This window comes from Glycomyces tarimensis (assembly GCF_054776215.1).
Window position 1 is genome coordinate 240,249 of sequence record NZ_BAAHCB010000001.1, and the last position, 21,094, is coordinate 261,342.

Sequence of the window (21,094 nt, forward strand, 5' to 3'; positions counted from 1 at the left end):
GGCGGGCCCGATTTCCACCGCCGGAGGTGATGCGGCGGGGACTTAGAGCGCCCTTATCCGCGTCTTAACGTCCGAGGCGGCATGCTGGGGGCATGGAACGGAAGTGGGTTGTGGCGGCTTGGGCCGGCGCGGCGGCGGTGGCGGTGGCCGCGGGGGTCGGCGCGGTGGCGCTGGCGCAGGGCGGGAGCCTGTCTTCGCCGACCGAGCCGATGTCGGAGGAGCAGGTGCAGGCGCAGCTCGACGAGGCCCTGTCCGCGACGCCGGATGGCTCGCCGTCGGCGGAGGCGTCGCCGAGTGCGTCGCCGAGCCCGGAGGTCTCGGACGCGCCGGTGCCGACCGGGCAGCTCGACGAGGTGCCCGGCGGCAGCGCCGACTCAGGCGAGGAGGTGTTCTCCGGCGACGGCGGCACGTTCTTGGCCCGCTGTTCGGGCGCGCAGATCGAGCTGGTGTGGTGGTCGGCCGCGCAGGGCTGGCAGGTCTCCTCGGTCGACGCGGGTCCCGGCGAGGACGTCGAGATCGAGTTCGAGGGCGCGGGCGAGGAGGAGTACACCGCCTCCTGCGCCGACGGCGGGCCCCGGGTGAACGCGCAGTCGGATGACGACGGCGATGACGACGACTAGATCTGGGGCAGTCGCGTGGCGAGGACCGGCGCGAGGAAGACGCCGTAGGTCTCGTTGAAGTGGTGCGAGTCGCGGTAGGCGATCATGTTCCCGACGATCACCGGGCAATGTCCGTCGGCGCAGAACCAGTCGGTGACGTCGATGGTGTGCACGCCGAGACGCTCGGCCTCGGCGAGGACCCGCTGCTCGCGTTCGCGGTGGCGGATGAGCTCGTCGGCCGGTCCACCGCAGGCGGTGAGGTCGTCGAGTTTGGCCGAGACGCAGTCGGGGACGCTCTCGCCGAACTTCGGCGGGTTGGACGGCAGCACGATCTCGGCGCCGGTGCCCAGGAGCCGCTCCAGGGTCCGCTTCCAGCCTTCGATCCAGGTCTGGTCGGCGTCGAGCCCGTCGGTGAGGGGGGTGTTGTTCTCGCTCGAGGCGACCACGATCATGTCGGGGCGCCGCTCCACGAGCTCCTGGATCACCAGCTCGCGCCATTCCTCGCACTGGTGGTAGCGCCCGCCGAGGGCCTCGGCGTTCTTGGCGATCGCGGGGGCCGGGCAGCCGCTCTTGGTGTACGAGGTCAGTTCCCAGCCGCGGTCGCTCGCGAGCCGTTCGAGCGCGGGGAACCATGAGGCGGCGTGCGAGTCGCCGAACAGGACCACTTCGGTGTCGCCGCCCTCCTCGCCGAAGACACACGGCTCGAACGCGACGGTCTCGGTCGCCGCGTGGCAGCCCGAGCCGTAGATCTCGGCGAGGTCGCTCTTGGCGTCCAACGGCGTCGGCGTCAGGTTCGACGGCGCCTCGGTGATCGCGTTGCTCCGGCGGATCAGCTCGTTGAGCTCGGCGACGGTGTCGACCTCGGGCGTCTCGACCGCTTCGCCGGTGCCGACGGCCTGCGGCGCGAACAGCGAGCCGGCGCCGAACGCGGCGGCGGCCGAGACGGCGGTCAGGGCGACGCCGAGGCCGACGCCTCTGCGGGGGCGGCGTTTGCACCAGGAAGCGAACCGCACGGGGTTCTCGACGACCTCGTGGGTGATCGCGGTCAGGCCGAGCGCGGCGGCCACGAGCACGAGGTTGAGGCGGACGGTCGCCTCGACGCCGAGCGCGGCGGGGCCGATCATCAGGATCGGCCAGTGCCACAGGTACAGGCCGTAGGAGCACCTGCCGAGGACCTGGAAGGCCGGGCGGCCGAGCATGCCGCCGGCGCCGAGGCGGGGGGCCGCGCAGCCGCCCGCGATGGCGGCGGCGGTACCGAGGACGGGGACGGCGGCGGCCGTCCCGGGGAAGACGGTGGACTCGTCGAAGCCGAACGACGACCACACGATCGCGGCCAGGCCACCCCACATGAGCAGCGCGGCCGCGAGTCCCGGCATGCGCGCGAAGGCCGTCGCGCCGACCGCGACGAGCGCGCCGATCGCCAGTTCCCAGCCGCGGGTGTGGAGCCCGAAGTAGGACCAGACGGGGTCGTGCCCGCTGAGGACGGCGCCGGCCGCGAAGGTGACGCCGATGATGGCGAGGAGGACGACGGTGAGCCCGTCGCGGACGAGTTCGGGGCGGCGTCGCAGGAGCAGGCCGACGGCGATGAGCAGCAGCGGCCACACCAGGTAGAACTGCTCTTCGACGGCGAGCGACCAGTAGTGCTGGAACGGGGAGGGCGCCTCGTCGCCGTTGAGGTATTCGGTGCCTTCGGCGGCGAGCCGGTAGTTCACGAAGTACAGCGAGCCGGCGAGGGCGTCGCCGGCGATGGAGGCGAACCTGGTCGGCGGGAGCCACAGCCACGAGGCGGCGAGGGTCGCGACGGTGACGGTCGCGGCCATCGGCAGGAGCCGGGTGGCGCGGCGGGCGTAGAAGCCGGCCACGGAGATGCGGCCGGTGGCCGTCAGCTCGCGCAGCAGCAGCGAGGTGATGAGGAATCCGGAGATGACGAAGAAGACGTCGACGCCGACGTAGCCGCCGTCGAGGTGGGGGAACCCGGCGTGGCCGAGGACGACGAGGCCGACGGCGATCGCGCGCAGGCCTTCGATGTCGGGCCGGAACGGGTGGCCCGCTTTCGGCGGGGCGTGCGTCGTCGGGGCGCTCCGAACCGGCGGTTCGGCGAGCTGCGTGGCGGTTGCGCTGGCCATGTGTTCCCTGCGGCGGTAGTGGCGGTCAGTCTCGGTGCCCGGCGAGCCGCGCTCGGGCCCGCTGGGCCACGGTCTTGAGCAGCGAGCTTGAGCGGTGCCGATCGGCTTCGGGCTCGGCGGCCTCGCTTTCGCGCATGGCCACGGACATGCAGCCGAGGACGGCCTCGGCGGCGACGGACGCGTCCAGTCGGTCGTCTCCGGGCTCGGCGGGTTCGATGTACTTGCCGCGCAGCACATCGAGGTCGCCGATGACGCGGACGCCGCTGTCGGCGAGGCGGTCGGCGATGGCCGAGCCGATCTCGGCGGCCCGCTCGAGCGCCCAGTCGGGCGTGGCGATGCGGGCCTCGTCCGGCGGCGGGGTGCGCCCGGTCTTGATGCGCGGCACGACGCCGTAGCGGACGTACTTGCGGAAGACCGCCTTGGACCAGCCGCGCTCGGCGCAGGCCGCGGCGCATTGGCGGACGGCCTCGGTCTCGGCGGCGGTCAGTGAGCGGTTCCCGGCGTTCTTGGCAGGGCTGAGGAGGTGTTCGGGCAGGCCGAGGACGGCCTCGAAGTCGCGCAGGAGCCGGTCGCGTTCGCGGTCGTCGACGACGAGGACTGTGACGTGCTCGGGGCCGGCGGCCTCGGCCCAGCGCTCGACGAAGCGGTCGTGGCGGTGCCGGTGCCAGAACACGTTGGTGGCCGTGTCGTCGGAGTCCTCGCGGAGCAGTTCGGCGAGCCAGTCCGCGTAGCGGGTGGACATGCCGCTCTGGACGTGCTGCTGCCACTGGGAGGGCATGATCCTGGCCAGGGGCCGCAGGGTGACGACGACGCGCACGCTCGGGCCGCCGAGGCCGTCGACGACGCGGCCGCACGCCTCGGCGTCGGCGTCGGCGAAGAACTCGCTGCTGACGACGCCGACGCGGTCGCCGGTGCGCGCGACGGCCTCGGTAAGGCGCCGCCAGGCGGGGCGGGTGGGGTCGGCCGGCCTGGAAGCGACGGCGTCCTTGACCTCGTCGACGGGGTTGCGGCGGGGACTGGGCAGCCAGACCCCGTGCTCGCCGAGGCGCTCGCGGGCGGCGTGGAGGGAGCCCTGGACCGCGGTCGTGCCGGTCTTGTGCGGACCGATGTGGATCACGCGGGTTCCGGGCTCGAACGGGCGGACATGGCGATCGGGGTGGAACGTTGCGTTGGATTCGCCCATGCCCCGGGACGCTACCGACCGAAGATGAAATACACGGGAGGACACGCCATCGCAAGCGCCACGGGCCCTTCGATTATCGCCGGTACGGCCCGTCTTCTTACTGCTATGACGAGCGACACCCGAGATTTCGCAGCAAGTTTCCGCCTCGGTGAGCGAAGCGAGCGGCAGTCGGCGCGCCTCCGAGCAAAGGCCGCGGCCCCCGACTCCGGTGGGAGTCGGGGCCCGCGGCGAGGACTGCGCTCGAAGGCCTTAGGCCTTCTTGCGGAGCTGCTCTTCGTTCTTGTGGAGGTCTTCGAGACCACCGCACATGAAGAACGCCTGCTCGGGGAAGTGGTCGTACTCGCCCTCGGCGATCTTCTTGAACGCCTCCACGGTCTCCTTCACCGGGACGAAGGAACCTTCGACGCCGGTGAACTGCTTGGCCGCGTAGGTGTTCTGCGACAGGAACCGCTCGATGCGCCGCGCCCGACCCACGACCAGCTTGTCCTCTTCGGACAGCTCGTCCATGCCGAGGATCGCGATGATGTCCTGCAGCTCGTTGTACTTCTGCAGGATCTGCTTCACCTGGCTGGCGACCTGGTAGTGCTCGGACCCGACGACCTCGGGCTCGAGGATGCGGGAGTTCGACGCCAGCGGGTCGACCGCCGGGTAGATGCCCTTGTCGGAGATCTTCCGCTCCAGGTTCGTCGTCGCGTCCAGGTGGGTGAACGCGGTGAACGGCGCCGGGTCGGTGTAGTCGTCCGCGGGGACGTACACGGCCTGCATCGAGGTGATGGCCTTGCCGCGCAGCGACGTGATGCGCTCCTGCAGCTCGCCCATCTCGTCGGCCAGCGTCGGCTGGTAGCCCACCGCCGAAGGCATGCGGCCCAGCAGGGCCGAGACCTCGGAGCCGGCCTGGGTGAACCGGAAGATGTTGTCGATGAAGAGCAGCACCTCCTGGTTCTTGACGTCGCGGAAGTACTCCGCCATCGTCAGCGCCGACAGCGCGACGCGCAGACGCACGCCCGGCGGCTCGTCCATCTGGCCGTAGACCAGCGAGGTCTTGTCCAGCACGCCCGACTCGTCCATCTCGAGGATGAGGTCGTTGCCCTCACGGGTGCGCTCGCCGACACCGGCGAACACCGAGGAACCGCCGAAGTTCTGGGCGACACGGATGATCATCTCCTGGATGAGCACCGTCTTGCCCACGCCGGCGCCGCCGAACAGGCCGATCTTGCCGCCCTTGACGTACGGGGCGAGGAGGTCGATGACCTTGATGCCGGTCTCCAGCATCTCGGTCTTCGGCTCCAGCTCCGCGAACGCCGGCGCGTGCCGGTGGATGTTCCAGTAGTCGTCGGCCTGGAGCTCCTCGCCCTCGGCGAGGTTGAGGCACTCGCCGATCGCGTTGAAGACCTTGCCCTTGATGGCGTCGCCGACGGGCACCTTGATCTGGGCGCCGGTGTCGCGCACCTCGGCGCCCCGGACGAGGCCGTCGGTCGGCGCCATGCAGATCGCGCGGACCTGGTTGTCGCCCAAGTGCTGTGCGACCTCCATGGTCAGCGTCTTCGCATCGCCGGTGTAGGTGATGTCAACGTGCAGCGCGTTGAAGATCTCGGGCATGGCATTGCGCGGGAACTCGACGTCGACGACCGGCCCGATGACCCGTACGACGCGCCCCACTCCATCAGTGTCAGTCATCGTCACTCTCTTCCTGCGGCGGAAAGGGCACTGGCCCCGCCCACGATTTCGCTGATCTCCTGCGTGATCGCCGCCTGCCGCGCTGCGTTGGCGCTCCGCCGCAGGGTCTTGATCATGTCTTCGGCATTGTCGGTCGCCGCCTTCATGGCCCGCCGCCTCGAAGCCGACTCGCTCGCGGCGGCGTCGATCAGTGCCGCGTAGATCCGAGTCGTCAGGTACTTCGGCAGCAGGGCGTCGAGCAGCGCCTCGGGGTTCGGCTCGAACTCGTAGTCCGGAAGCAGCACATGCTCGTCGAGCTCGTGCTCCTCCACCTCTTCGATCTCGAGGGGAGCCATTTGACGCGGTTCGGGGGTCTGCGTCAGCAGCGAGACGAACCTGGTGTTGACAATGTGCAGTTCGTCCACTCCGAGGATACCGTCTGCTCCCCCGTCGTCATCGCCGTCGTCCGCGCCCGCCATGAAGGCGGCCAGCAGCGTCCTGGTGATCTCCTGGGCGTCCGAGACCTTCGGCTGCTCCGAGAACCCGGTCCACGACGCCTCGATCGGGCGGTCGCGGAACTGGTAGTAGGACACGCCCTTGCGTCCGGTCACGTACAGGACCGGCACCTTGCCTTCTTCGGTGAGCCTGACGACGAGCTGCTCGGCGGTCCTGAGCAGGTTGGCGTTGTACGCCCCGCACATGCCCTTGTCCGAGGTCACGATCAGCACGCCGGCACGGCGCACCCGCTCCCGCGGCTGGAGCAGCGGGTGGCTGATCGAGGCGTTCGACGCCAGCGAGGTCATGACGTTCGTCATGGCGCGGGCGTACGGCATGGACGCCTCGACCCGCTCCTGGGCCTTGGCGATGCGGCTCGTGGCCACCAGTTCCATCGCCTTGGTGATCTTCTTGATGGACTGGGTGGACTTGAGCCGCTGCCGCAGCACACGAAGCTGCGCTGACATGGCTAACCCCTCTTGACGCGCTTGACGGTCTCGACGTCGACTTCGCCTTCGAGCGCTTCCTCGGGCTCCTCGTTCACGACGATGCTGTCGGCCGAGGCCTTGAACATCTGCTTGAACTTGGCGATGGCGCTCTTCAGGGTCTGCTCGATGTCGCCGGTGACCTTGGTGTTGCCCTCACCCAGGGTGGCGATGACGTCGGCGTGGTTGGCCCGCATGTAGCTGAGGAACTCGCCCTCGAAGCGGCGGATCTCCCCGACCGGGATGTCGTCCAGCTCGCCGGCGGTGCCGGCCCAGATGGAGATGGTCTCCTCCCCCATCGGGAACGGCTCGGCCACGCCCTGCTTGAGCAGCTCGACCATCCGCAGACCGCGCTCGAGCTGCGCCTTGGAGGCCGCGTCGAGGTCGGAGGCGAAGGCCGCGAAGGCCTCCAGCTCGCGGTACTGGGCCAGGTCCAGACGCAAGGAGCCCGCGACGGAGCGCATGCCCTTGGGCTGGGCCGCGCCACCGACACGCGAGACGGACGTACCGACGTTGATGGCCGGCCGCACGCCCGAGTTGAACAGGCCCTCTTCGAGGTAGACCTGGCCGTCGGTGATCGAGATGACGTTGGTCGGGATGAACTGCGAGATGTCGCCGGCCTTGGTCTCGATGATCGGCAGACCGGTCATCGAGCCGCCGCCCAGCTCGTCGGAGAGCTTCGCGCAGCGCTCCAGCAGGCGGGAGTGCAGGTAGAACACGTCACCGGGGAAGGCCTCGCGGCCCGGCGGGCGGCGCAGCAGCAGCGAGACGGTCCGGTAGGCCTCGGCCTGCTTCGACAGGTCGTCGAAGACGATGAGGACGTGCTTGCCGCCGTACATCCAGTGCTGGCCGATGGCCGAACCGGTGTAGGGCGCCAGATACTTCAGACCGGCGGGCTCGTCGGCGTTGGCCGCGACGATGGTGGTGTACTCCATCGCGCCGTGGGACTCGAGCATCGACTTGACGCCGGCGACGGTCGAACCCTTCTGGCCGATGGCCACGTAGATGCAGCGGACCTGCTTCTTCGGGTCGCCGGACTCCCAGTTGGCGCGCTGGTTGATGATCGTGTCGATGCAGACCTGGGTCTTGCCGGTCTTGCGGTCGCCGATGATCAACTGGCGCTGGCCCCGACCGATCGCGGTCATGGCGTCGATCGCCTTGATGCCGGTCTCGAGGGGCTCGGTCACCGGCTGGCGGCTCATGACGTTGGGAGCCTGGAGTTCGAGCTCGCGCTCGCCTTCGGACTCGATCTCGCCCAGGTCGTCGATCGGGTTGCCCAGCGTGTCGACGACACGGCCGAGGAACTTGTCGCCGACCGGCACGGACAAGACCTTGCCGGTGCGCTTGACGCTCTGGCCCTCGGCGACCTTGACCGGGTCGCCCAACAGGACGGTGCCGATCTCGCGGACGTCGAGGTTCAGGGCGAGGCCCATGACGCCGCCCTCGAATTCGAGCAGCTCGTTGGCCATGGCCGAGGGCAGACCCTCGACGATGGCGATGCCGTCGCCGGCGCTGGTGACGGTACCGACCTCTTCACGTGAGATCTCCGGCCGGTAAGACGAGACGTAGTCGTCGAGCGCACTACGAATCTCGTCGGAGGAGATGGTCAATTCAGCCATCTGAACGTAGCCCTCACTTTCTTTCTTAGCAGAGTTCTCTTGCTAGTTACCGGCTGGATCTCAGCCATGAGCCACGGAGTGGCGTCCGGCCAAGGCTTGGCGGGCTTCGTCGAGACGGCGCGAGACGGAGCCGTCCCACAGGTCCGAGCCGACTTGCACCCGGATGCCTCCCACGATCGCCGGATCGACGGTGATCTTGACACCGACGGGGCGACCGTAGACGAGGCTGAGCTTGGCGGCGAGCTGACGCTCACCGGACTCGTCGAGCGGTTTCGCCACGGTCACGTAGGCCACGGCCTCGTCACGGGCCGCCGCGGCGGCCTCGACGAGGTGGGCCAGCGAGGCGTGGAAGCCGCGCCCGCCGATGCCGTAGCAAGCGGCGGCGGCGAGTTTGACGGCCACCGGTTCGGCCTTGCCGTCGAGCAGGCGCTCGACCAGGATGGCCCGGCCCTTGGGGTCGGATCCCGTCGAGTCCAATACTGACGACAGTTCGGGGTCGCCGTCCACCAGGCGCCCGAATCGGAACAGCTGGTCTTCGATCTCGGGAAGGGTGCCTTCCTTCGCCCCGGCCGCCAGCAGCGCCTTGATGGCGAGCTGCTCGCATCCGTTGACGAGCTCGCCGGTGGTACCCCATCGGCCTCGCACCAGCGTGGCCACGATGTCGCTCGCGGCCACGCCGACCTGGTCGGCGAGCAGTCGCCGCGCCAGGCCCTCCCGGTCGTCCGCCTCTCGGGACGGGTCGGACAGGGCGCGACGCAGCCGAGGCTGGTCGACGAGGAACCGCGTCACGTCAAGCAGGTCATCGCCGCAGTCGACGAGCTGCTCGGCCGTCGCCCCGGAGGCGAACGCCTCCAGGGTCTCGCGACCGGCCTCGATGCTTTCGCGTCCAGTCGTCGACATCAGCGTGCTCCGCTCGCAGTCGTGTCGTCGGTCATCTGCGCGAGGAACTGGTCGACGATCCGCTCGGTCGAGGCTTCTTCGGCCAGTCGCTGGTCGATGATCTTCTCGGCCAGGTCCACGGCCAGATTGCCGACCTCGCTGCGCAGCTCGCGGACGAGCTGCTGGCGCGAGGCCTCGATCTGGGCGTGGCCGGCCGCGATGATGCGGTTGGCCTCTTCGCGGGCGGAGGCGAGGATCTCCTCCTTGGACGCGGTGGCGGCGGCACGTGCCTCGTCGCGGATGGCCGCCGCCTCTTCTTGGGCGCCGGCCAGCTTGCGGCGGTACTCCTCGAGCGTCTGGTTGGCCTCTTCTTGGGCCCGCTCAGCTCGCTCGATGCCACCTTCGATCGCGTCGACTCGTGCCTCGAACGTCTTCTCCATGCGGGGGAAGACGAACTTCATGAGCACGAAGCACAGCAGACCGAAGGCGATCGCACCTACGACGATCTCTTGCCAGACCGGGATGAGAATCCCGGCCCCTCCTTCGGCGGCTTGAATCATGATCGCTCCGTTTGTGGTGGGCTATACGGGCAGGACGAAGGCGAGGACCAGGCCGAACAGGGCCAGAACCTCGACCAGCGCGAAGCCCATGAACAGCATCGGGCGGGTGATGCCGGCCGACTCGGGCTGGCGGGCGGTGGCGGTGATCCACGCGGCGAAGACGAGGGCGACACCGATACCGGGGCCGATCGCAGCGAGGCCGTAACCGATGACGTTGACAGAGCCTTCCATGGCGTTTTTCTCCTAGGTGTCAGCGTGGCGTGTCCGTCACGCGCACGACGTGTTCAATTCGAAAATCTGGAGGGGCGGAGGCGGAACTCAGTGTTCGTCCGCGAGGGATCCCTGGATGTAGAGGGTCGTCAGCAGCGTGAAGACATAGGCCTGCAAGAGGATGACGATGAGTTCGAAGAAGGTCATGGCGATGCCGAATGCCCACGAGACCACCGAGATGCCCTGGATGAACACGTTGTCGGACTCGAGCAGCGCGAAGCCGCCCAGGATGAACACCAGCAGGATGAGGTGCCCGGCGAACATGTTGGCGAACAGTCGCAGCGCCAGCGTGACCGGCCGCAGGATGAGGTTCTGCAGGAACTCGATCGGGATCAGGAGCGGGTAGATGAACCAGGGAGCTCCCGGCGGCACGCAGGTGAGCTTGAGGTAGCCGAGGAAACCGTGCTTGCGGACCCCCAGGTAGTTGTAGATCACCCAGGACAGGAAGCCGAGCATCACGGGGAAGGCGATGTGGGCGTTCGGGGAGATCTGCACCGCGGGCACGATGGCCCAGAAGTTCATCACCACGATGAACAGGAACAGGGTCGTCAGATAGGGGGCGAAGCGGATGCCGACCTGTTTGCCGAGCACTTCGACAGCGACCGTGTTGCGGATGAAGCCGTAGGCGGATTCGGCGAACCACTGCCGCTTGGAGGGGACGACCTGCGGTTTGCGGTAGGCCCACAGGAAGAACACGATCAGCACGGCGACGGAGAGCCAGACGGCGAACGTAATCGTGGTGAAGACATTGGCGAGAGCGGTCTCACTGAGGCCTGTGAACCAGTCCCGGTAGTTGAAGCTGTCGGTCCCGGGAGGGAAATGGCCTGCGGCCAGCACCTGGGCTGAGTCGGTCACCGAGTCACGCCTCTCAGTCAGTGTCGGTCAAGTTACTTCGACATTTGCTTGATCAGCAGATACATACCTGCTGCAGCACCGACAAGCATCCCGACCAGGAGTCCGACTTTGGGCAGTCCGAGCCATAGGTCGACGAGATAGCCGGCACCACCCCAGAAGATGATGCCGGACAAGAGATACCCGAGAGCACGCCAGCCCATTTCCGAACCGTCGGGCTGGGGGGTGTCGTCGGGGGATTTCTTGTCGGCCATGTCGGGGTGAACTCTAACAGGACTTGCGTGGCAAGCGAGCGCCGGGCTCGTGAGGGTGAGCAGCGCCGGTGCGCGTTTGTCAACCTCAACGAAACAACGGGTGCATGGCGCGGAGTGCCCGTTCCGCCAATGGGACGACGCGTCACGAGGCGTGCTTATCGAGTTCGATATAGGGGATTTTGGCCCTGTACAGCCAGATTCCGTGCGTCGTCAGCCACGCGAGCGCGCCGCCGATGATGCCGAAGGCCATGGGCCACACCACGTCCCAGCCGCTCGCTCGAACCGCCCAGAGGATGGCGCCGATGACCGCCAACTTGACCACGTACGTGAGCAACGCCACGGGGAGAGTGAGACGAAGGTCAATATTTTCGGCCCAGGCGATCGCCCAGACGGAGCCGGCGAAGCCGAGGGAGACGACCGCGACGCCGAGCGCCGCGCCGGCGGCGGCGTTCGGGCCTTCGGCGATCCAGCCGAGGACGGCGGCCAAGGCCGTCGCGATCCCGGCCACGGCGAAGCAGGGTTTCAAGAATCCTCTCGCGGTCTTCATGAGCCGTCCAATGCGTCGGCGACCGGTTCGAGGGCGTCCTCGAGCTGGTCGGCGATCTGGGAGTAGACGCGGCGGCCCAGGCCCCACGGGTCGGACAGGTCCTCCTCGGGGTAGTCGCCGCGGCGCTCGGCGGCCACGGCGACCACGGCCTTGCCGCGGACCGTGGCGTCGCCCTCGGGGAGCTCGGCCGCCGCGTCCGCCGCGATCTGCCCGAACTGGCGGACGAGGAAGGTCTTGCCGGCCGCCTCGGGGAAGCGGTCGGCGATGTACTCGATGTGGGCGGCGGTGGCGACGAGGATGAGGTCGGAGGCCTCGACGTGCTCACGCTCGATGTGGCGGGCGCTGTGGCCCTCGGAGGCGAAGCCGCGGTCGTCCATTTCGCGAACCGAGTTCTCCTGCATCGGCTCGCCCTCGTGATAGGCGGAGATCCCGGCGCCGTGGTTGTACACGTCGTCGCCGGTGAGGCCGTCGAGGATGCGCTCCGACATCGGCGAGCGGCAGATGTTGCCGGTGCACACGTGCAGGACCGTGAACGGCGCGCTCACCCCTCGCCTCCGAGCTCTTCCGGTTCCACCGCTTCCTCGACCTCCTGCTCCTCGGGGCGCTCGCCGGGGCCGTAGCCGTCGGTGTCGAGGGTCTCGGGCACGATCTTGCGGATCTGCTCGACGCTGAGGGCGCCCTCGCGCAGGACCTGCGGCGGGTCGGCCACGCAGTCGACGATGGTCGACGGCTGGTTGTCCTCCGAGGGGCCGGCCTCGAGGTAGACGGTGACGTCGGCGCCGAGCTGGGCCTTGGCGTCGGCGGCGGTCTCCGCGGGCGGCTGCCCGGTCTTGTTGGCCGAGGAGACGGCCATCGGGCCGGTCTCCTTGAGCAGCTCCAGCGCCAGCGGATGCAGCGGCATGCGGACGGCCACGGTCCCGTCGGTGTCGCCGAGGTCCCAGGTCAGCGTGGGCGTGTAGGGCACGACGACGGTGAGCGGGCCGGGCCAGAACGCGTCGATGAGCTCCTTGGCCGAGTCGGCGATGTTCGAGGCGATGCCGTCGAGGGCACGCTTGGAGCCGATGAGCACCGGCGGAGCCATGTCGCGGCCGCGGCCCTTGGCGTCGAGCAGCGCGCGCACGGCGGAGTGGGAGAACGCGTCGCATCCGATCCCGTAGACGGTGTCGGTCGGGATCACGACGAGCCTGCCGCCGTTCACGGCTCGAGTGGCCGATTTGAGTCCGGTGGCGCGGTCTTTGATCTTCCTGCAGTTGAACAGCCTCACGGCGACTAGCCTAGCTTTCCCGTGGCGAAGCGCGCTCGCCCCGCCAAGTCGTTGTGGTCGGCGACTTCGGTGAAGCCGGAGACGCTGAGGATCTCGGGCGCGGCCCGGCCATGGGTGTCGTCGTGCTCGAAGCCGTACCAGCCTCCCGGTTGGAGCCAGCGCGCGGCGCGCAGCGCCAGCGGCTGGATGACCGCGAGACCGGCCTCGTCGGCGTAGACGGCGCCGGAGGGGTCGAAGTCGACCTCGGGGGCGACCTCGATGTCCATCGGGACGTACGGCGGGTTGGCGACGACCAGGTCCGCCTGGCCGTCGAGTTCGGCGAGCGTGCCGGAGGCGACGGCGTCGGCGAGGACGGGAGTCGCGCCGGTGCCGCGCAGGTTCGACTCCAGCCATTCGAAGGCGTCGGGGTCGATCTCGACCGCCCACACCCGCGAGTCGGGCCGTTCGGTGGCGATCGCGTGGGCCACCGCGCCCGAGCCGGAGCACGCGTCGATGACGGTGCCGCCCTTGGGCAGGTGCTCCAGCGCCCAGTCGACGAGCAGTTCGGTCTCGGGCCTGGGCACGAACACGCCGGGCCCGACCGCGAGCTCGCCGTAGCGGAACGCGGCCGAGCCGGTCAGGTGCTGGAGCGGTTCGCGCTCGCAGCGCCGCCCGACCAGGTCGTCGAACTCGGTCAGCTCGGCGACGGTGGGCGCGTCGGCGGTGAGGAGCCGGCCCCGCCGCAGTCCGCTGACGTGTGCGGCCAGGAGCTCGGCGTCGACACGCGGGGAGTCGACGCCGGCCTTCGCGAGTCTGGCGGCGGCGTCGGCGACGGCCTCGGTCCAGCTAATGCTGCTCATCTCCGCCGGCCATCCGTTCGGCCCGGTCGGCGGCGGCGAGGGCGTCGAGCACCTCGTCGAGTTCGCCGTTCATGACGTGGTCGAGGTTGTACGCGGTGAAGCCGATCCGGTGGTCGGTGAGCCGGTTCTGCGGGAAGTTGTAGGTGCGGATCCGCTCGGAGCGGTCGGCGGTGCGCACCTGCAGGCGCCGGGCGGCGCCGGCGGCGGCCTCGGCCTCCTCCTGCTGCTTGGCGAGCAGGCGGGCGCGCAGGACCTTGAGCGCGGCCTCCTTGTTCTGGAGCTGGCTCTTCTCGTTCTGCGAGGTGACGACGATGCCGGTGGGCTCGTGGGTGAGCCGCACGGCCGAGTCGGTGGTGTTGACCGACTGCCCGCCGGGACCGGAGGAGCGGTAGACGTCGACGCGCACGTCGTGCATGTTGAGCTCGACGTCGACCTCTTCGGCCTCGGGCATGACGACCACGGCCGCGGCCGAGGTGTGGACGCGTCCCTGGGATTCGGTGACCGGCACGCGCTGGACGCGGTGGACACCGCCTTCGAACTTCATGCGGGACCACACGCCGTTGCCGCCTTCGGGCAGGCCCTTGGTGCGCACGGCGATGGAGGCGTCCTTGACACCGCCGAGGTCGGTGGGGGCGTGTTCGAGGGTCTCGACGGTCCAGCCCTGGTGCTCGAAGTAGCGCAGATACATGCGCATGAGGTCCCCGGCGAACAGGCCGGACTCCTCGCCGCCCGCGCCGGCCTTGATCTCCATGATGATGTCCTTGGCGTCGTCGGGGTCGCGCGGGATCATCAGCTCGGCGAGCTTGGACTCGAGTTCGGGGATCGTCTTGCGCAGCCGCTCGGCCTCCTCGGCGAACTCGGCGTCCTCGCCGGCGAGTTCCGTGGCGGTCTCGAGGTCGGACTTGGCGCCGGCGATCTCGGCGGCGGTCTTGGCGATCGGGGTGAGCTCGGCGTAGCGGCGGCCGACGCGTTTGGCCTGGGCCTGATCGGTGTGCAGGGCGGGGTCGCCCATCTGCGCCTCGAGGTCGTGGTACTCGGCGAGCAGTGAGGCCAGGCGGTTGTCGGCGGCGGTAGACATGGGTGGTCCCTTCGAGTCAGAGCCGATCGGAAAGTAGATATGGACACAAAAAGCGCGCAGCGCCCGTGTCAAGGACACGAGCGCTGCGCAGCGAAGCTACTTGCCGGCCTCGGCTTTCTCCTGGGCCTTGGCGTAGCGGGCCTTGAACTTGGCCACGCGACCGCCGGTGTCGAGGATGCGCTGCTTGCCCGTGTAGAACGGGTGGCATTTGCTGCAGGTCGCCGCCTGGATCTTGCCGCTGGCCATCGTCGAACGGGTGGTGAAGCTGTTCCCGCAGGAACAGGTCACCTCGGTGACGACGTATTCAGGGTGAATGCCCTGTTTCATTGCTTCCCTTTCTCTCGGTCGCCGGGTCGGCTCGCGCCGTGAACCGGTACCGCATCGGGCCTCGACACTCGAGGCTCTTGGTTCTGCCACTGTACGGCTCCGCAAGCGTCGCCATGGCCACGCGCCCCGTCGGACGCGCCAGCACACCATTCTAGGCCGTGAGGCCGCTCTCAGCCAGAGCGGCCTCACGGGTGCGCTGCGCTAATCGCCGGGCGTCGTCTTCACGATCTGCATGAGGAACTCGGCGTTCGTCTGCGTCTTCTTGAGCCGGTCGATGAGCAGGTCGATGGCCTGCTGCGGCTCGAGCGACGCGAGCACGCGGCGGAGCTTGAGCATGACCGCCTGCTCCTCCGGGCTCATCATGAGCTCGTCCTTGCGGGTGCTCGACTGGTGGACGTCGATGGCCGGCCAGGTGCGCTTCTCGGCGATCTTGCGGTCGAGCTTGAGCTCGGCGTTGCCGGTGCCCTTGAACTCTTCGAAGATGACCGTGTCGCCCATGGAGCCGGTCTCGACCAGCGCCGTGCCGAGGATCGTCAGCGAGCCGCCGTGCTCGATGTTCCGGGCCGCGCCCAGGAATCGCTTCGGCGGGTACAGCGCGGTGGAGTCGATGCCGCCCGACAGGATCCGCCCCGAGGCGGGCGAGGCGTTGTTGTACGCCCGGCCGAGCCGCGTGATGGAGTCGAGGAGGACGACCACGTCGTGGCCGAGTTCGACCAGGCGCTTGGCGCGCTCGATCGCGAGTTCGGCGACGGTGGTGTGGTCCGACGGCGGGCGGTCGAAGGTCGAGGCGATGACCTCGCCCTTGACCGAGCGCTGCATGTCGGTGACCTCTTCGGGCCGCTCGTCGGCCAGGACCACCATGAGGTGGCACTCCGGGTTGTTCGTGGTGATCGCGTTCGCGATCGCCTGGAGCACCATCGTCTTGCCCGCCTTGGGCGGGGAGACGATGAGGGCGCGCTGGCCCTTGCCGATCGGCGCCACCAGGTCGATGACCCGGCAGGTGATCGCGTTCGGCTCGGTCTCCAGGCGCAGACGCTCCTGCGGGTACAGCGGCGTCAGCTTGTAGAAGTCCTCGCGGTTCTTGGCGTCGTCGGGGCTCATGCCGTTGACGGTGTCGAGGCGCACGAGCGGGTTGTACTTCTCGCGGCGCTGCTGCTTGCCGCCGCCCTGCCCGTTGCCCTCGTCGTTGCCGCCGCCGCGGCCGGGCTTGACGGCGCCGGTGATCGCGTCGCCGCGACGCAGCCGGTGCTTGCGCACCTGCGACATCGAGACGTAGACGTCGTCCGGGCCGGCGAGGTAGCCGGTGGTGCGGATGAACGCGTAGTTGTCGAGGATGTCGAGGATGCCGGCGACCGGGACGAGTTGCTCGTCGTTCTGGTTGCCGCCGCGCTCGAAGTCCTCGGTGCCGCGGTTGTTGTTGCCGCTGGAGCGGCGGCGGTCGGAGCGGTCCCGACGCTTGCGGCGGCGGTTGCCGTCGCCCTGGTCGTCGCGGTCGCCGCGCTGATCGCGCTGGTCGCCTCGCTGGTCGCGGTCTCGCTGGTCGCCGCGGCGCTCGCCCCGGTCCTCGCGCTCGGTGGTCTCGGACTCCTCGGTCCGGCGCTCGGCGCGGGACTCGGACTGCTCGTTCCGCTCGCCGCCGCGGACGCGGCGTCGGCGGACCGGGCGGTCCTCATCGGACTCGTCCGTGGCTCGCGTGGACGTCTCGGTCGCTTCCGCCTGCGCGGAGGACCGCTCGTCACCGGCGGGCTCGCGGGTGTCGCCTTGTTCCTGGCGGCGTCGCGGCTGCGGCGGTCCTGCCGGGCGGGTGGCGCGTCGAACGGCGCCGCCCTTGGCGTCGACGCCTTCGTCGGCGCCCTCGGTGGAGCCGCCGGCAGTGCTTTCCGCGACAGCGGTCTCGGTCGGGGCGTCGTCGACGGTGGTCGACGAGACCTCATTGGTCGGTGTGTGTTCGGAGTCAGGCACTGGCGGGGCCTCCTGTTCTGCGCTGGCACCGCCGGTCTCCGAGCCGTCTGCCTGCTGCGTCTGGATGGCCGCGATGAGTTCGCTCTTGCGCATCCGGCCAACGCCGGTGATGCCGAGCGATTGCGCCATCTGCTGGAGCTCGGGCATCAGCATAGAGGCCAAACCGGTTCCTGCCCGGCGACGCTTCTTCGTCTCCGGGAGCGTTCCCGGAGCCGACGCCGCACTGCTATTCCGGTCCGACGTCGTGCCGGTGGTGTCGCTCAATGGATTCCTTCCCTGGCGGACAACTTCGAATTGAATTCGAGGAGTTTCCGCGTCTTTCAAATAGCCGCAATGCCGATGTTCTGGTTTGCGTCCCGCCATCGCGTCGCCCACCGCGCGCTCATCGAATGGTCGCGGTGGTTGTGGTGCAACAGCTGGTCCTGGGTACACCCTGGGACAGTCGGCTGAGCAGACGGTCCCTGCTCCGACGGAGCATCTGGGTCTGCGACTCCACAGCCCGCGAGAGATGATCGACGCGCACGGTGCGAAACGTGATTGCGATCCTCGCCGGGGCCGAGGCCCCAGCGCCACACGTGGAACTTCACGGATGCGAAGTCAGAGCTGTGCCATGTCACGCTAGAGCTATGCAAAGTCACAAATCCATGATTGAGGGTGATGACCCAAACAAGAGATCAGGCGTGCGCTGGATGCGCCGCAGCTGTTGTGACTACAAGCATAATCAAGGCTTCAAGCAGTCACGACACCGGGTGGTCGTCTACGGGGAATAGTAGCGCATCTGGCCCACTATCACCAACGGACCCGAGGATCACTTGCCTTCGGCCCTGGGAATGCCTGCAGAACCATCAGTTGCCCCTGCTAGGGACGATCGCGGCCCCGTCGGCGACGTCGAGCTTCAAGCATGTGAAGCCCTCGGGCTCGTGCGGTACGGGCCCACCGTCGACGCTCAGGGCGATGACGGTCGGTCCCGCCCCCGAAACCGCGGCCGCCATCCCAGCGGAACGCAACTCCTTCAACAGCCGGGTGCTCTCCGGTATTCCCTCGGCACGGTAGGGCTGGTGGAGCCGGTCCTCGGTGGCCTCGAAGAGCCGCGAGGGCTCACGGGTGACCGCGTCGACCAGCAGGGCCGCCCGCGAGAGGTTGAAGACCGCGTCGGCATGGGAGACGTGCTCGGGCAGCGCCGCGCGGGCGGCGGCCGTCAGGCCCTGGCGCGAGGGCACGAACACCCACGGACGGATGAGCGGCGAGGGCTCGAGCGCGGCCGCCCGTGCCCCGTCATCAGTGGTGTAGGCAATGGTGAAGCCGCCCAGCAGGCACGGCGCGACATTGTCCGGATGACCCTCGATCGCACCGGCCAGCGCCAGCTTGTCGGCCTCGGACATGCCGGCGCCGGCGAGCTCGTCCGCGAGCATGACCCCGGCGACGATCGCCGCCGAGGACGAGCCGAGCCCGCGCGCGTGCGGGATCCGGTTGCGGCAGTGCAGCCTCAGGCCGGGGGCGGGTACGCCGAGCGCCGCGAAGGTCCGCAGCATGGTCGCCGCGACGAGGTGGCGTTCGTCGCTCGCGACGGTGCCGGCGCCTTCGCCTTCCACTTCGACGCGGACGCCGGAGGCATCGGTCTCGGCGGTCACCTCGTCGAACAGCCCCAGCGCGAGACCGAGGGAGTCGAAGCCGGGGCCGAGGTTGGCGCTGGTGGCCGGCACGCGGACGGTGGCCGAGCGCCTCATAGGCCCAGCGCTCGGGCGGTCTGGACGACGTCGACGGGCACCGTCTGCGGCTGGGGCGCGGTGGAGACGGCCCAGTCGGGGTCCTTCAGGCCGTTGCCGGTCACGGTGCACACCACGGTCTGTCCCTTGTCGAGCAATCCGGCTTCGGCCTGCTTGAGCAGCCCGGCCACGGAGGCGGCACTGGCGAGCTCGACGAAGACGCCTTCAGAGCGGGCGAGGAGCATGTAAGCGGCGTGGATCTCGCGGTCGGTCGCGGCGATGATCTTGCCGCCCGACTCCTTCTCGGCGTCGAGGGCCTTCGTCCACGACGCCGGGTTGCCGATGCGGATCGCGGTGGCGATGGTCTGCGGGTGCTCCACGACGTGGCCGTTCACGATCGGCGCGGCGCCGGCGGCCTGGACGCCGAGCATCTTCGGCAACTTCGTGATGTTCCCGGCCTCGCGGTCCTCGTTGTAGCCGAGCCAGTAGGCGGTGATGTTCCCGGCGTTGCCGACCGGCAGGCAGTGGACGTCCGGGGCGTCGCCGAGGACGGCGGCGACCTCGAACGCGGCGGTCTTCTGCCCCTGGATCCGGTTCGGGTTGATGTGGTTGACGAGCGTCACCGGGTAGTCCTGGGAGAGCTTGTCGGCGATGGCGAGGCAGTCGTCGAAGTTGCCCTCGAGCTGGAGCAGCTTCGCTCCGTGGACGAGGGCCTGAGCGAGCTTGCCGAGGGCGATCTTCCCGGCCGGGACGAGCACGGCGCAGGTGATGCCGGCGCGCGCGGCGTAGGCGGCCGCGGAGGCGGAGGTGTTACCGGTGGAGGCGCAGATGACGGCCTTGGAGCCCGCTTCGACGGCCTTGGAGACGGCCATGGTCATGCCGCGGTCCTTGAAGGACCCGGTCGGATTGAGCCCCTCGACCTTGAGGTAGACGTCGCAGCCGGTCTTCTCCGAGATGACCGGGGCGGGCACCAGCGGCGTGCCGCCTTCCTGGAGCGTCACGACGGGGGTGGCGTCGGTGACCGGAAGCCGGTCCCGGAACTCTTCGATCAGGCCACGCCAGCCGGGGCGCATTGCAGATTCGGACATGTCGTCCTATTCTCCTTCGACGCGCATGACGCTGGTGACCTGGCGGACCGACGTCAGCTGCGACAGTTCCTCGACGGTGTCCGACAATTGCCTGTCGGCGGCGATGTGGGTGACGACCACGAGCTGGGCCTCGTCGCCCCTGCCCGACTGGTGGACGGTCGCGAGGCTGACCCCGTGGTGGGCGAAGGTGGCCGCCACGCGGGCGAGCACGCCGGGCTCGTCGACGACGTCGAGACTGACGTGGTAGCGGGTGCGGGCCTCGCCGATGGGTTTCACCGGCACGTCCGAATAGGCGGCCTCGGGAGGGAACGCCGTGATCCCGCCGCGCTTGTTGCGCGCTACGGCCACGATATCGCCGAGCACGGCGGAGGCCGTCTCGGTCCCCCCCGCTCCCGCTCCGTAGAACATGAGCCGACCGGCCGACTCGGCATCGACGAAGACGGCGTTGTAGGCGCCGTTGACGTTCGCGAGCGGGTGTGTCGCGGGGATCATCGCCGGATGGACGCGCACGGAGACGCCGTCGTCCTCGCGGGTGGCGATGCACAGCGGCTTGACGACGCGGTTCTCGGCGGCGGCCGAGGCGATGTCGGCGGGGGTGACGCCGGTGATGCCCTCGCGGTGGACCTCGGAGAGGTCGACGTGGGTGTGGAACGCCAGCGAGGCGATGAGCGCGGCCTTGGCGGCGGCGTCGTAGCCGTCGACGTCGGCGGTCGGGTCGGCCTCGGCGTAGCCGAGCTCGGTGGCCTCGGCGAGCGCCTCGGTGAAGCTGGCGCCGGTGTGCGACATCTGGGTGCAGATGTAGTTCGTGGTGCCGTTGACGATGCCGAGGACCTGGTTGATGCGGTCGCCGTGGAGCGACTCGCGCAGCGGGCGCATGAGCGGGATCGCGGCGGCGGCGGCGGCCTCGTAGTACAGGTCCGCGCCGCCCGCCTTCGCGGCGGCGGCCAGCGCGGGCATGTCCTCGGCCAGGAGCGACTTGTTGGCGGTGACCACGGACTTGCCTTCGCCGAGGGCGGCGGTGATCCAACTGCGGGCCGGCTCGATGCCGCCGGCGACCTCGACGACGATGTCGACGTCCTCGCGTTTGATGAGGCCGAGCGCGTCGGTGGTGAACAGCGACTGGTCGACCGGCAGGTGCGAGCGGTCGCGGTCGACCCGCCGGACGGCGATGCCGGCGATCTCGACCTTCTCGCCCACCCTGGCCGCCAGCTCGTTCCCGCGCGTTCGCATGAGGCGCACGACTTCACTGCCGACGGTGCCGCATCCGAGTAGCGCGAGTTTCATTCGCTGGTTACCTTTCCTTCT

The 21,094-nt window shown here is 69.2% G+C and carries 21 protein-coding genes; 1 reads left to right on the forward strand and 20 read right to left on the reverse strand.

What is annotated here, in order from left to right:
* Window positions 1–92 precede the first annotated feature (92 nt).
* Entirely contained in the window at window positions 93–620 is a 528-nt protein-coding gene (locus tag ACYVK3_RS01120) for a hypothetical protein (RefSeq protein ID WP_460495389.1), read from the forward strand.
* On the opposite strand, the gene ACYVK3_RS01125 is transcribed toward ACYVK3_RS01120, so the two are convergent.
* From ACYVK3_RS01125 to ACYVK3_RS01220, 20 genes are all read right to left on the reverse strand, one after another.
* Window positions 617–2,725, reverse strand: a complete 2,109-nt coding sequence (locus ACYVK3_RS01125; protein WP_460495390.1) for an acyltransferase family protein — start codon at window positions 2,723–2,725, stop codon at window positions 617–619. The two genes, ACYVK3_RS01120 and ACYVK3_RS01125, sit on opposite strands and share 4 nt — an antisense overlap.
* 25 nt (window positions 2,726–2,750) lie before the next feature.
* Window positions 2,751–3,908, reverse strand: a complete 1,158-nt coding sequence (locus ACYVK3_RS01130; RefSeq protein WP_460495391.1) for a hypothetical protein — start codon at window positions 3,906–3,908, stop codon at window positions 2,751–2,753.
* Between the two features lie 249 nt (window positions 3,909–4,157).
* Window positions 4,158–5,585 carry a F0F1 ATP synthase subunit beta gene (gene atpD / locus ACYVK3_RS01135; protein WP_460495392.1) on the reverse strand — a complete coding sequence of 476 codons (1,428 nt, stop codon included), beginning with the start codon at window positions 5,583–5,585 and terminating at the stop codon, window positions 4,158–4,160.
* Between the two features lie 2 nt (window positions 5,586–5,587).
* Window positions 5,588–6,526 (reverse strand): F0F1 ATP synthase subunit gamma, encoded by a 939-nt coding sequence (locus ACYVK3_RS01140; RefSeq protein WP_460495393.1) that lies wholly within the window; start codon window positions 6,524–6,526, stop codon window positions 5,588–5,590.
* A 2-nt stretch (window positions 6,527–6,528) separates the two neighbouring features.
* Window positions 6,529–8,163: a F0F1 ATP synthase subunit alpha gene (atpA, locus tag ACYVK3_RS01145; protein WP_460495394.1), complete on the reverse strand. Its 1,635-nt coding sequence runs from the start codon at window positions 8,161–8,163 to the stop codon at window positions 6,529–6,531.
* Window positions 8,164–8,223: 60 nt separating this feature from the next.
* Window positions 8,224–9,063: a F0F1 ATP synthase subunit delta gene (locus ACYVK3_RS01150; RefSeq protein ID WP_460495395.1), complete on the reverse strand. Its 840-nt coding sequence runs from the start codon at window positions 9,061–9,063 to the stop codon at window positions 8,224–8,226.
* On the reverse strand, window positions 9,063–9,605 hold the full coding sequence (locus tag ACYVK3_RS01155; RefSeq protein ID WP_460495601.1) for a F0F1 ATP synthase subunit B: 543 nt from the start codon (window positions 9,603–9,605) through the stop codon (window positions 9,063–9,065). The genes ACYVK3_RS01150 and ACYVK3_RS01155 overlap by 1 nt, the downstream gene beginning before the upstream one ends.
* 18 nt (window positions 9,606–9,623) lie before the next feature.
* The gene (locus ACYVK3_RS01160) at window positions 9,624–9,833 is read right to left on the reverse strand and encodes an ATP synthase subunit c family protein (RefSeq protein WP_100446671.1); all 210 of its coding nucleotides are present in this window, start codon (window positions 9,831–9,833) and stop codon (window positions 9,624–9,626) included.
* An 87-nt stretch (window positions 9,834–9,920) separates the two neighbouring features.
* On the reverse strand, window positions 9,921–10,727 hold the full coding sequence (gene atpB / locus ACYVK3_RS01165; RefSeq protein WP_460495396.1) for a F0F1 ATP synthase subunit A: 807 nt from the start codon (window positions 10,725–10,727) through the stop codon (window positions 9,921–9,923).
* Window positions 10,728–10,759: 32 nt separating this feature from the next.
* Complete coding sequence (locus ACYVK3_RS01170) at window positions 10,760–10,978, reverse strand: AtpZ/AtpI family protein (protein WP_460495397.1); 219 nt, start codon at window positions 10,976–10,978, stop codon at window positions 10,760–10,762.
* 142 nt (window positions 10,979–11,120) lie between these two features.
* Window positions 11,121–11,486: a hypothetical protein gene (locus ACYVK3_RS01175; protein ID WP_460495398.1), complete on the reverse strand. Its 366-nt coding sequence runs from the start codon at window positions 11,484–11,486 to the stop codon at window positions 11,121–11,123.
* Between the two features lie 35 nt (window positions 11,487–11,521).
* Entirely contained in the window at window positions 11,522–12,070 is a 549-nt protein-coding gene (locus ACYVK3_RS01180; protein ID WP_460495399.1) for a low molecular weight phosphatase family protein, read from the reverse strand.
* A complete protein-coding gene (locus ACYVK3_RS01185; RefSeq protein ID WP_460495400.1) occupies window positions 12,067–12,789 on the reverse strand; it encodes an L-threonylcarbamoyladenylate synthase in 723 nt (240 codons plus the stop codon). The genes ACYVK3_RS01180 and ACYVK3_RS01185 overlap by 4 nt, the downstream gene beginning before the upstream one ends.
* Before the next feature lie 5 nt (window positions 12,790–12,794).
* Complete coding sequence (gene prmC / locus ACYVK3_RS01190; protein WP_460495401.1) at window positions 12,795–13,628, reverse strand: N5-glutamine methyltransferase family protein; 834 nt, start codon at window positions 13,626–13,628, stop codon at window positions 12,795–12,797.
* A complete protein-coding gene (prfA, locus tag ACYVK3_RS01195; RefSeq protein WP_460495402.1) occupies window positions 13,615–14,706 on the reverse strand; it encodes a peptide chain release factor 1 in 1,092 nt (363 codons plus the stop codon). The genes prmC and prfA overlap by 14 nt, the downstream gene beginning before the upstream one ends.
* Before the next feature lie 96 nt (window positions 14,707–14,802).
* On the reverse strand, window positions 14,803–15,033 hold the full coding sequence (rpmE, locus tag ACYVK3_RS01200; RefSeq protein WP_460495403.1) for a 50S ribosomal protein L31: 231 nt from the start codon (window positions 15,031–15,033) through the stop codon (window positions 14,803–14,805).
* A gap of 201 nt (window positions 15,034–15,234) precedes the next feature.
* Entirely contained in the window at window positions 15,235–17,148 is a 1,914-nt protein-coding gene (gene rho, locus ACYVK3_RS01205) for a transcription termination factor Rho (protein WP_460495602.1), read from the reverse strand.
* 692 nt (window positions 17,149–17,840) lie between these two features.
* Window positions 17,841–18,722 carry a homoserine kinase gene (gene thrB / locus ACYVK3_RS01210; RefSeq protein WP_460495404.1) on the reverse strand — a complete coding sequence of 294 codons (882 nt, stop codon included), beginning with the start codon at window positions 18,720–18,722 and terminating at the stop codon, window positions 17,841–17,843.
* Window positions 18,719–19,789 carry a threonine synthase gene (gene thrC, locus ACYVK3_RS01215; RefSeq protein ID WP_460495405.1) on the reverse strand — a complete coding sequence of 357 codons (1,071 nt, stop codon included), beginning with the start codon at window positions 19,787–19,789 and terminating at the stop codon, window positions 18,719–18,721. Before thrC ends, thrB begins: the two co-directional genes overlap by 4 nt.
* A 6-nt stretch (window positions 19,790–19,795) precedes the next feature.
* The gene (locus ACYVK3_RS01220; RefSeq protein ID WP_460495406.1) at window positions 19,796–21,073 is read right to left on the reverse strand and encodes a homoserine dehydrogenase; all 1,278 of its coding nucleotides are present in this window, start codon (window positions 21,071–21,073) and stop codon (window positions 19,796–19,798) included.
* Window positions 21,074–21,094: the final 21 nt, after the last annotated feature.

What these genes read in the sequence shown, in the direction of transcription:
- ACYVK3_RS01120 (WP_460495389.1), top strand. Translation starts at nt 93, where the DNA reads ATGGAACGGAAGTGGGTTGTGGCGGCTTGGGCCGGCGCGGCGGCGGTG.
- ACYVK3_RS01125 (WP_460495390.1), bottom strand. Translation starts at nt 2,725, where the DNA reads ATGGCCAGCGCAACCGCCACGCAGCTCGCCGAACCGCCGGTTCGGAGC.
- ACYVK3_RS01130 (WP_460495391.1), bottom strand. Translation starts at nt 3,908, where the DNA reads ATGGGCGAATCCAACGCAACGTTCCACCCCGATCGCCATGTCCGCCCG.
- atpD (WP_460495392.1), bottom strand. Translation starts at nt 5,585, where the DNA reads ATGACTGACACTGATGGAGTGGGGCGCGTCGTACGGGTCATCGGGCCG.
- ACYVK3_RS01140 (WP_460495393.1), bottom strand. Translation starts at nt 6,526, where the DNA reads ATGTCAGCGCAGCTTCGTGTGCTGCGGCAGCGGCTCAAGTCCACCCAG.
- atpA (WP_460495394.1), bottom strand. Translation starts at nt 8,163, where the DNA reads ATGGCTGAATTGACCATCTCCTCCGACGAGATTCGTAGTGCGCTCGAC.
- ACYVK3_RS01150 (WP_460495395.1), bottom strand. Translation starts at nt 9,063, where the DNA reads ATGTCGACGACTGGACGCGAAAGCATCGAGGCCGGTCGCGAGACCCTG.
- ACYVK3_RS01160 (WP_100446671.1), bottom strand. Translation starts at nt 9,833, where the DNA reads ATGGAAGGCTCTGTCAACGTCATCGGTTACGGCCTCGCTGCGATCGGC.
- ACYVK3_RS01170 (WP_460495397.1), bottom strand. Translation starts at nt 10,978, where the DNA reads ATGGCCGACAAGAAATCCCCCGACGACACCCCCCAGCCCGACGGTTCG.
- prmC (WP_460495401.1), bottom strand. Translation starts at nt 13,628, where the DNA reads ATGAGCAGCATTAGCTGGACCGAGGCCGTCGCCGACGCCGCCGCCAGA.
- prfA (WP_460495402.1), bottom strand. Translation starts at nt 14,706, where the DNA reads ATGTCTACCGCCGCCGACAACCGCCTGGCCTCACTGCTCGCCGAGTAC.
- rpmE (WP_460495403.1), bottom strand. Translation starts at nt 15,033, where the DNA reads ATGAAACAGGGCATTCACCCTGAATACGTCGTCACCGAGGTGACCTGT.
- rho (WP_460495602.1), bottom strand. Translation starts at nt 17,148, where the DNA reads ATGCTGATGCCCGAGCTCCAGCAGATGGCGCAATCGCTCGGCATCACC.
- thrB (WP_460495404.1), bottom strand. Translation starts at nt 18,722, where the DNA reads ATGAGGCGCTCGGCCACCGTCCGCGTGCCGGCCACCAGCGCCAACCTC.
- thrC (WP_460495405.1), bottom strand. Translation starts at nt 19,789, where the DNA reads ATGTCCGAATCTGCAATGCGCCCCGGCTGGCGTGGCCTGATCGAAGAG.
- ACYVK3_RS01220 (WP_460495406.1), bottom strand. Translation starts at nt 21,073, where the DNA reads ATGAAACTCGCGCTACTCGGATGCGGCACCGTCGGCAGTGAAGTCGTG.